Source organism: Streptomyces sp. NPDC059850, from assembly GCF_042731515.1.
In the GTDB taxonomy this organism is placed as follows: domain Bacteria; phylum Actinomycetota; class Actinomycetes; order Streptomycetales; family Streptomycetaceae; genus Streptomyces.
Map to the genome: position 1 here is coordinate 50,754 of NZ_JBHWJI010000044.1, position 11,260 is coordinate 62,013.

The following is an 11,260-nucleotide window of genomic DNA, read 5'->3' on the forward strand; positions in this document are numbered from 1 at the left end:
TACTCCGTGCTTTGGGTCCGCGTCAGGAATCGTTGCCGTCGAGGCCGTCGATATCGAGCGCCATGTCGATGAGGTGCTGGACGTCCATCGTGTCGATGGCCTCGGTGTCGTCTTCGACGCCGCCGGTCTCGGTGGTGGCCGCTTGCGGTTCGGCCAGCCGCAGCAGCGTGTCCAGCAGCCCCGCTTCCCGGATCCGGCTCATCGGGAGGCTGGTCAGGATGCGGCGCAGCTCAGCATCCTGCGGATCGGTGTCCAGCTCGGCCGACGCGTGGCGCGGGCCGTCGTCCGGGACCAGTTCGGTCAGCAGGTGCTCGGCGAGCACGGCCGGTGTCGGGTAGTCGTACACCAGGCTCGCGGGCAGCCCGAGACCGGTGGCCGAGCCCAGCCGGGTGCGCAGGTCGACCGCCGTCAGCGAGTCGAAGCCCAGCTCCTTGAAGGCGCGTCCGGCCTCGACCTCGTCGGCGGAACCATGGCCCAGTGCGGTGGCCACATGGGTACGGACCACCTCCAGCACCGCGTCCGCACGGTCGGCCGCCGCCAGCCCCTTGAGCCGTTCCCGCAGCGCCGACGCGCCGTCGGCCGCTGCCTCGCCCGCACCCTCGCCGCCGCCCCGCAGCAGAGTGCGGACACCCGGCAGGTCGTCGATCAGCGGGCGCGGCCGGGCGGCGGTGAAGGCCGGGGCGAAACGCTCCCAGTCGACATCGGCCACGGTCACGGCGGTCTCCCGGCGGGACAGCACCCGCTGGAAGGCGGCCATGTTCAGGCCTGGCGCCATCGGCGGCAGGCCACGGCGGCGCAGCTGCTCCTCGGCGTCGCCCTCAGTGGCCATGCCACCCTCCGCCCACGGGCCCCAGGCCACGGACGTGGCGGGGAGGCCACGGGCGCGGCGCTGTTCGGCCAGCGCGTCGAGGAAGGCGTTGCCCGCCGCGTACGCGCCCTGGCCGCCGCTGCCCCACACCCCGGCGATCGAGGAGAAGAGCACGAACGCGTCCAGCGGCTCGGTGTCCTCACCGAAGAGGGCGTCGAGGTGGACCGCTCCGGTGGTCTTCGCCGCCACGATCCGGGCGAACTCCGGGAGTTCGGTGCCGGTGCCGGGCTCCTGGGAGGCCCCGGCCGCGTGCACCACGGCCCGTACGGGGGTGCCGTTGGCGGCCAGCTTCTCCACGAGCGCTTCCAGCGCCTCGCGGTCGGCCACATCGCAGGCCTCGACGGACACGGCGGTGTCGGGGCCGGACAGTTCGGCCACGATCTCGGCCGCGCCCGGCGCGTCCGGACCACGGCGGCTGAGCAACACCAGCCGCTCGGCCCCGTGCTGGGCCAGCCAACGGGCCACATGCCGCCCCAGCGCACCCGTGCCACCGGTCACCAGCACCGTGCCACGCGGCGTCCACGGCTCGACGGACGCGGCGGCCGCGTCGCGCGGGGCCGGGACGAGGCGGCGTACGAAGACCCCGGCGGCCCGGATGGCCACCTGGTCCTCGTCGTCGGACCCGGCGAGCACACCCGCGAGCCGGTCCAGCGCGCGTTCGTCGAGCGTCTCCGGCAGGTCGACCAGACCACCCCACCGCTCGGGCTGCTCCAGGGCGACGACCCGGCCGTAGCCCCAGACCTGGGCCTGGGTGACGCTGTCCAGCCGGTCGGCGGCCCCGGTCGAGACCGCGCCCCGGGTGGCGCACCACAGGCGCGCGGTGGCATATCCGTCCCGCTCTGCCAGCGCTTCGACCAGCGCACCGGTCAGCGCGAGGCCGACCGGCACCGCCGGATGCTCCGGATGCGGCCGCTCGTCCAGCGCCAGCAGCGACAGGACACCGGCCACCGGGCCGTCGGCCGAAGCCGACGCGAGACGCGTTGCGAGGGTCTGGGGATCGGTGTCCGCCGCGTCCAGTTCGACGCGTACGACACGTACGCCGCGCCGCGTCAGGTCGTCGGCCACCGTGGCCACCCGGGAGTCCCCGGCGAGGCTCGCGGGGACGACGGTCAGCCAGGTTCCGGCCAGGGCACCGGACGGATCCTGCGGGCGCGGCTTCCACGCCACGTTGTAGAGACGGCCATCGGCGGCCGACTCCTCGCGCCGGGCGCGACGCCACGACGACAGGGCGGGCAACACCGCGCTGAGCGGCTGGTCGCCCTCGACGCGCAGTTCGGTGGCCAGCGACTGCCAGTCCTCGCGCTCCACGGCGTGCCAGAACCGCGCGTCCACCGCGTCCACGGTGGTCTCGACGGCCCCTTCCGGCGCGGTGTCGGGCCAGTAGCGGCGGCGCTGGAAGGCGTACGTGGGCAGGTCGACGCGCTCCGCGCCCGTACCCGCGTAGTACGCGGCCCAGTCCACCGCGACGCCCCGGACGTACGCCTGGGCGAGCGCCGTGGTGACGGCCTCGGCCTCGGGACGGCCGCTACGCAGCGCGGCCACGAACGCCGCATCGGCCCCGGTGACGCACTCCTGCGCCATGGCGGTGAGCACACCGTCCGGACCCAGCTCGACGTACGTGGTCACACCCTGAGCCTCCAGAGCACGCACACCATCCAGGAAGCGAACGGCCTCACGGACGTGGCGCACCCAGAAGTCGGGGCTGGTGATCTCCTCGGCGGAGACGACACCCCCGGTCAGGTTCGACACGATCGGGATGCGCGGAGCCTCGTACGAAAGCCCCTCAGCAACCTCGCGGAACGCGTCCAGCATCCCATCCATGCGCGGCGAGTGGAACGCATGGCTGACCGTGAGCCGCTTGGTCTTACGACCCTGCGCCTCGAAACCGGAAGCGACCTCAGCAACGGCATCGTCGTCACCCGCGATGACCACAGACGACGGCCCATTGAGGGCGGCAATGCTCACACCACCACCGACCAGCGGCAGCACCTCATCCTCCGAAGCCTGCACCGCGATCATCGCGCCACCAGCCGGAAGCTCCTGCATCAACCGCCCACGCGCCGCCACCAACTCCGCAGCATCCGCGAGCGACAACACACCCGCCACATGCGCAGCGGCCAACTCACCAATGGAGTGCCCGGACAGGAAGTCCGCCCGCACACCCCACGCCTCGACCAGCCGGAACAGCGCCACCTCAACCGCGAACAGCGCAGGCTGGGTGTACCCCGTCTGATCCAGCGCCGCCGCGTCATCCCCGAACAGCACCGTCTTCAACGGCGTTTCGAGGTGCGCGTCCAACGCGTCGCACACCACGTCCAGCGCCTCGGCGAACACCGGGTACGCGTCGTACAGCTCACGCCCCATCCCCAGCCGCTGGCTGCCCTGCCCCGTGAACAGGAACGCCACCTTGCCACTGGTCACCGAGCCCTCGACCAGCCCCGCCGCGCCACGCCCCTCGGCCAGCGCCGTGAGCCGTTCGCCGGGGAGTTCGCCGTCGCGGCCGAGCAGCACGGCCCGGTGCTCCAGGGCGGACCGGGAGGTGGCCAGGGAGTACGCGAGGTCGAGCGGGCGGGCCCCGTCGTCCGGGCCGCCCGCGACGGCGCGCAGCCGCTCGGCCTGGGCCCGGAGCGCGTTCTCCGTACGGCCGGAAACCGGCCAGGCGAGAACGGGCAGGGTCCGATCCGAAGCGACAACATCAGCGGACACGACACCCGGACCCTGCTCCAGCACCGCATGAGCGTTGGTGCCGCTGAAGCCGAAGGACGACACGCCCGCGCGGCGCGGGCGACCGGTCTCCGGCCACTCCCGCGCCTCGGTCAGCAACTCGATGTCGCCCGCCGACCAGTCCACATGCGGGGTCGGCTCGGTGACATTCAGGGTCTGCGGCAGCACACCGTGCCGCATCGCCATCACCATCTTGATGACGCCCGCGGCACCCGCCGCGGCCTGGGTGTGCCCGATGTTGGACTTCATCGAGCCCAGCCACAGCGGCTGGCCTTCGGGCCGCTGCTGGCCGTACGTCGCCAGGAGCGCCTGCGCCTCGATCGGGTCGCCCAGCGACGTCCCCGTGCCGTGCGCCTCGACGACGTCGATGTCCGCGGCCGTGAGATCGGCGTTGACGAGGGCCTGACGGATGACGCGCTGCTGGGACGGGCCGTTCGGCGCCGTCAGACCATTGCTCGCACCGTCCTGGTTGACGGCGGTGGAGCGCAGCACGGCGAGCACCGGGTGGCCGTTCTTCCGGGCCTCGGAGACCCGTTCCACCAGGAAAAGCCCGACACCCTCGGCCCAGTTGGTGCCGTCCGCGTCACCGGAGAACGCCTTGATCCGGCCGTCGGCGGCCAGCCCGCCCTGGTGGCTGAATTCCACGAAGACGCCCGGGGTCGACATGACCGTGACGCCACCCACCAGGGCGAGCGAGCACTCGTCGTTGCGCAGCGCCTGCGCGGCCAGATGCAGTGCCACCAGCGAGGACGAGCACGCGGTGTCGACGGTGAGCGCGGGTCCTTCGAGGCCGAAGGCGTAGGACAGCCGACCGGACGCCACGCTGGAGGCGTTGCCGGTGCTGAGGTGTCCTCCGAGGCCCGACTCGTCCAGCAGCAGGTTCAGATAGTCCTGTTCGTTGGAGCCGATGTAGACACCGGTCCTGCTGCCGCGCAGCGACTGCGGGTCGATCCCGGCCCGCTCGAACGCCTCCCACGAGGCCTCCAGCAGCAGCCGCTGCTGCGGATCCATCGCCAGGGCTTCCCTCGGCGAGATGCCGAAGAACGCCGCGTCGAAGTCGGCCACGTCGGACAGGAAGCCGCCCTCATGGGTGAAGGCGGTGGCTTCCGGTTCGTCGCCGTAGAGGGTGTCCCAGCCCCGGTCGGCGGGGAAGCCGGTGATGGCGTCCTCGCCGGAGAGCAGGAGCTGCCACAGCTCCTCAGGCGACCGTACGCCGCCGGGGAAACGGCAGCTCATGGCGACGATCGCGATCGGGTCGTCGTCGTGGTCGGCCGAGCTGGTCATCCGGTGGGTCATCCGGTGGGGGACGATCGCGTCGGCCACGTCACCGACCAGCTCGCCGCGCAGATGGCCCGCGAGGACGGCCGCGTTCGGGTAGTCGAAGACCAGCGTCGGCGGCAGCCGCAGCCCGGTCGCCTCGCGGAGGCGGTTGGACAGTTCCACGGCCGTCAGCGAGTCGAATCCCATGTCCTTGAACACCCGGCCCTCGTCGAGGGCCTGCGGGTCCGCGTATCCGAGCACCGCCGCGACCTGGCTGCGGACCAGGTCCAGCAGCAGCTGGTCCTGTTCGGCCGCGCTCAGCCCGGCCAGCCGCCCGGCGAGGCCGGAAGCGCCGTCACTCGCGGTGTTGTCCACCACGCGCCGTACCGGAACGCGGACCAGACCGCGCAGCAGCGGCGCGAGAGTGCCCGCCGCGGCCTGGGCGCGCAGCGCGACGGCGTCGACCCGCATGGGGACCGGCGCCACTTCGCCCGAGCCGAGCGCCGCGTCCAGGAGGGCCAGACCCTCCGCCGGGGACAGCGGCGGCAGCCCGGCGCGCCGCATCCGGCTGATGTCGATCTCGCTCAGGCCGCTGCCCATGCCGGAGCCCGCCCACAGGCCCCACGCGAGCGAGAGGGCCGGAAGCCCCTCGGCGCGACGGCGCGACGCGAGCGCGTCCAGGAACGTGTTGGCGGCGGCGTAGTTGGCCTGGCCGGGGCCGCCGAACACGCCCGAGACGGCGGAGAACAGCACGAACGCCGCCAGGTCCGCGTCCCGCGTCAGCTCATGGAGGTTCCACGCGGCGTCCACCTTCGGACGCATGACGCGGTCGACGCGCTCGGGCGTCAGCGAACCGATGACACCGTCGTCCAGCACACCGGCGGTGTGCACCACGGCCGTCAGCGGATGTTCGGCGGGGATGGCGGCCAGCACCTCGGCGAGCGCTTCGCGATCGGCCGCGTCACACGCGGCCACCGTCACCTCCGCACCCAACTCCCTCAGCTCGGCGCTGAGTTCGGCCGCGCCCGCTGCCTGCTCGCCACGGCGGCTGGTGAGCAGCAGGTGCCGCACACCGCGCTCGGCCACCGCGTGCCGGGCGACCAGGCCGCCCAGGGCACCGGTGCCGCCGGTGATCAGTACCGTGCCGTCCGGGTTCCAGCCGGCGGGCACGGTCAGTACGACCTTGCCGACGTGCCGGGCCTGGCTCATGTAGCGGAACGCGTCCGGGGCCTGCCGTACGTCCCAGGCGCTGATCGGCAGGGGCCGCAGGGCCCCCTGGTGGAACAGGTCCAGCAGCTCGCACAGCATCTCCTGGATGCGGTCGAGACCCGCGTCGAACAGGTCGAACGCCTGGTAGGAGACGCCGGGGTACTGGGCGGCCACCTCATCCGGCTCCCGGATGTCGGTCTTGCCCATCTCGACGAACCGGCCGCCGCGCGGCAGCAGTCGCAGCGAGGCGTCCACGAACTCCCGCGCCAGCGAGTCCAGCACCACATCGACGCCGCGACCGCCACTGACGTCACGGAACGTCGACTCGAAGGCCAGGTCGCGCGAGGAGGCGATCCGGTCGTCGGACAGCCCCAGCGCACGCAGCGTGTCCCACTTGCCCGGGCTGGCGGTGGCGAACACGTCCACGCCCCAGTGGCGGGCCAATTGCACGGCGGCCATGCCCACGCCACCGGCGGCCGCGTGCACCAGCAGCGATTCCCCGCTCTCCACACCGGCCAGATCACGCAGCCCGTAGTAGGCCGTCATGAAGACGATCGGCACGGCCGCCGCCTCGGCGAACGTCCAGCCCTGCGGCATCGGGGCCACCATGCGCCGGTCCGCCACCACCAGCGGCCCGAACGCCCCCGGCAGCATGCCGAAGACGCGGTCGCCGGGGGCCAGATCGGTGACATCGGGGCCGGTTTCCACGACGACACCAGCGCCCTCAATGCCCATCACCGGGGCCTCGCCGGGGTACATGCCCAGCGCGTTCAGCACATCGCGGAAGTTCAGCCCGGCGGCCCGGACCTCGACCCGCACCTGCCCGGCCTCCAGCGGCGCCGCCGCCTCGGGGCACGGCAGCAGCGTCAGGTTCTCCAGCGTGCCCTTGTCCACGCTGTCCAACCGCCACGCCCGCTCCCCGTCCGGGGGCACCATCGCGCCGTCCGAAGCCACCCGCTCCAGCTGCGGCGCGTGGACCGTGCCACGGCGCAGTGCGAACTGCGGCTCGCCCGAGGCCAGCGCGGCGCCCAGCGCCTCGTACGAGGCATCGGTGCCATCCACGTCCACCAGCACCAGCCGGTCCGGATGCTCCGACTGCGCCGAGCGCACCAGACCCCACACCGCCGACCGCGCCGGGTCATCCACCCCGGCATCGCCCCCGGCGGTCACCGCGCCCTGGGTGACCAGGACCAGACGGGACGCGGTCGGCCGCTCCTCGGCCAGCCACGTCTGCACCAGCGCCAGCGCGTCCCGCGCGGCGGTGTGTGCGGCACCGGCCACGTCGTCCTCGGCGGTGTCCCCCGGGCCGACGTACGCGAGAAGGTACTCGGGCGCCCGCGTCTCCCCGCATTCCACCGCGTCGCCCAGCGCGGCCAGGTCGGTGTGGACCGTGGCACCGGCCGTGAGCGCGACCGGCGCACCGGCACCGAGCACCGCCCACGCCACACCGGCCCCGGACGTGGCCCCGGACTTCTCGGCGGCCACCGGCACCGTGGCCCAGTCCAGCCGGAACAGCGACTCGTGGTACGCCGCGCGCCAGGTCAGCGCCCGCTCGGCCGGTACGGGCCGCAGGACCAGCGAGTCCACTCCGGCGACCGGCGCACCGGTCGAGTCCGCGATCTCCAGCCGGACGCCGTCCGCGCCCCGCAGCACCAGACGCACGCGCAGCGCGGAGGCGCCGCTCGCGTACACCGACACCCCGTTCCAGACGAACGGCAGCCCGCCCTGTTCACCGTCGGCCGGGCCGAGCAGGCCGAGCGCGTGCAGCGCGGAGTCGAACAGCGCCGGGTGCAGCCCGTAGTCCTGCGCGCCGGACGCGACGGAATCGTCCAGCCGGGCCTCGACGAAGAGTTCGTTCCCCTCTCGCCAGGCGCCCGTAAGCCCCTGGAACGCCGGACCGTACCGCAGTCCGGCGTCCGCGAGGGTCGCGTACAGCTCCTCCGTACGGACCGCCTCTGCGCCCGGCGGCGGCCACGCGGTCAGCGCGAACTCCGGCCGGGGCGCGCCCGCGACCAGCACGCCGTCGGCGTGGCGCGTCCACGGCTCCTCGACCGAGGCGTCCTCGGCACGGGACAGCACGGTGAGGGGCCGCCGTCCGGTGTCGTCCGGCGCGCCGAGGGCGACCTGAAGCCGGACGCCGCCGCGTGCGGGCAGCACCAGCGGGGCGTGCAGGGTCAGTTCGTCGAGCAGATCGCAGCCGACCTGGTCACCGGCGCGTACGGCGAGTTCCACGAACGCCGTGCCCGGCACCAGCACCGCGCCCCGCACCGCATGGTCGGCCAGCCACGGGTGGGTGTCCACGCCGAGCCGACCGGTGAACACCAGCCCATCGGAGTCCGCCAGGGGCACGGCCGCGCCCAGCAGCGGATGCCCGGCCAACTCCAGCCCCACGAGCGCCACATCACCCACGGCCGCCGCGCTCGGCTCCAGCCAGAACCGCTCGTGCTGGAAGGCATACGTCGGCAGATCCACCCGGTCCGCGCCCGTCCCGGCGAAGAACCCGGCCCAGTCCACCGCGACCCCACGGACGTGCGCCCGTGCCACGGCGGTGGTCAGCGCCTCCGCCTCGGGGCGGTCCTTGCGCAGCGCGGTGATGAACGCGGCGTCCTCGCCGGTCACGCACTCCTGCGCCATCGCGGTGAGCACACCGTCCGGGCCAAGCTCGATGAATGTGGTGACGCCCTTGGCCTCCAGGGTGCGCACCCCGTCGAGGAAGCGCACGGCCTCCCGGACGTGGCGTACCCAGAAGTCCGGGCTGGTGATGTCCTCGGTGGAGACCACTTCGCCCGTCAGGTTGGACACGATCGGGATGCGCGGAGCCTCGTACGAAAGGCCCCGCGCCACCTGGCGGAACGCGTCCAGCATCCCGTCCATGCGCGGCGAGTGGAACGCATGGCTGACCGTGAGCCGCTTGGTCTTACGACCCTGCTGCTCGAACGACGCGGCAACCTCAGCCACGGCATCGTCGTCACCCGCGATGACCACCGAAGTGGGCCCGTTGAGGGCGGCAATGCTCACACCACCACCGACCAGCGGCAGAACTTCCTCTTCCGAAGCCTGGACGGCGATCATCGCGCCACCGGCCGGAAGGTCCTGCATCAACCGCCCACGCGCCGCCACCAATCGGCAAGCGTCCGCGAGCGAGAACACACCCGCCACATGCGCGGCAGCCAGCTCACCGATCGAGTGCCCTGAGAGGTAGTCGGGCCGCAGCCCCCACGCCTCGACCAGCCGGAACAGCGCCACCTCGACCGCGAACAGCGCGGGCTGGGTGAAACCGGTCCGGTCGAGCACCGAGGTGTCGTCCCCGAACAGCACACCCTTCAGCGGCCGTTCCAGATGCGGGTCCAGCGCCGCGCACACCGCGTCCAGCGCCTCCGCGAACACCGGGTACGCCTCGTACAGTTCACGGCCCATGCCGAGCCGCTGGCTGCCCTGCCCCGTGAACAGGAACGCCACCTCGCCACCGGCGACCGCGCCCTCGATCAGCCCCGGCGCCAGCTCCCCGCGCGCCAGCGCTTCCAGGCCCGCGACCAGTCCGGCGCGGTCCTCGCCGACGACCACCGCGCGGCGCTCCAGCGCCGCCCGGCCGGTGGCCAGCGAGTACGCCACATCGGCGGTGCCGAGGGCGGGTTCCCGGTCGAGACGGGAGAGGAGGCGCCGGGCGTTGTCGCGCAGCGCCGCGCCGTTCCTGGCGGACAGGGCCCACGGCAGTACGGCGGCGGTGACCGTGGCCGGGGCCGCGGTGCCGTCCTCGTCCGTGGACTGCGGCTCCTCCGGCTCCGGGGCCTGCTCCAGGATGGTGTGGGCGTTGGTGCCGCTCACACCGAAGGCCGAGACACCGGCCCGGCGCGGCCTGCCGGTCTCGTCCCACGGCCGGGCCTCGGTCAGCAGGGACACCTCGCCCGCCGACCAGTCGACGGTCGGGGACGGCTGGTCGACGTGGAGGGTCTGCGGCAGCACACCGTGGCGCATTGCCATGACCATCTTGATGACGCCCGCGACACCGGCCGCCGCCTGGGCGTGGCCCAGGTTGGACTTGAGCGAGCCGAGCCACAACGGCTGGCCCTCCGGCCGCTCCTGGCCGTAGGTGGCGAGCAGTGCCTGCGCCTCGATGGGGTCGCCCAGGGTCGTGCCCGTGCCGTGTGCCTCGACGACGTCGATTTCGGCGGCGGACAGCCGGGCGTTCTCCAGCGCCTGGCGGATGACGCGCCGCTGGGACGGACCGTTCGGCGCCGTCAGACCATTGGACGCACCGTCCTGGTTGACGGCGGAGCCGCGTACGACCGCCAGCACCGGGTGGCCGTTGCGCCGCGCGTCCGACAGCCGCTCGACCAGCAGCACACCGACGCCCTCGGACCAGCCGGTGCCGTCCGCCGACGCCGCGAACGACTTGCACCGGCCGTCGGGGGCGAGCCCGCGCTGGCGGCTGAACTCCACGAACACATCCGGGGAGGGCATCACCGCGACGCCGCCGACCAGGGCGAGCGAGCATTCGCGCTGACGCAGCGCCTGGGCCGCCCAGTGCAGGGCGACCAGCGACGACGAGCACGCCGTGTCGATCGTGGCGGCCGGGCCCTCCAGGCCGAAGGTGTAGGCGATGCGGCCGGACAGCACGCTGGTGGCACCGCCGGTGAGCAGCAGACCCTCCAACTCCTCCGGCACGTCCTGGGTACCGAGGCCGTAGCCCATGGGCGAGGCGCCCACATACACACCCGTGCGGCTGCCCTTGACCGACGTCGGGTCGATGCCCGCGCGCTCGAACACCTCCCAGGACGTTTCCAGCAGCAGCCGCTGCTGCGGGTCCATGGCCAGCGCCTCGCGCGGCGAGATGCCGAAGAAGCCGGGGTCGAACGTGGTGGCGCCGTCGAGGAATCCGCCACCAGTGTTGTAGAAGGTGCCCCTGCGCTCGGGGTCCGGGTCGGCCAGTCCCTCGATGTCCCAGCCACGGTCGTCGGGGAATCCGGAAATGGCGTCGCCGCCCTCCGCGACCAACTGCCACAGATCCTCGGGCGATCCGACGCCCCCGGGGAAACGGCAGCTCATCGCGGTGATCGCGATGGGTTCCTGCGCGTCCGCCTCCACCTCGGTCAGGCGGCGACGGGTCCGGCGCAGCTCAGTGGTCATCCACTTCAGATTGTCGAGAAGCTTCTCTTCGTTCACGCTCGCCACGGAAACGTCACCTCCTGAGGTCAGTTG

General features: G+C 73.0%; 1 protein-coding gene. It reads right to left on the bottom strand.

Going from position 1 to position 11,260, the window contains the following annotated elements; translation table 11 throughout:
• Nucleotides 1-22: 22 nt before the first annotated feature.
• Nucleotides 23-11,233 carry a type I polyketide synthase gene (locus tag ACFV9T_RS29915; protein WP_385445556.1) on the bottom strand — a complete coding sequence of 3,737 codons (11,211 nt, stop codon included), beginning with the start codon at nt 11,231-11,233 and terminating at the stop codon, nt 23-25.
• Between the last annotated feature and the right edge of the window lie 27 nt (nt 11,234-11,260).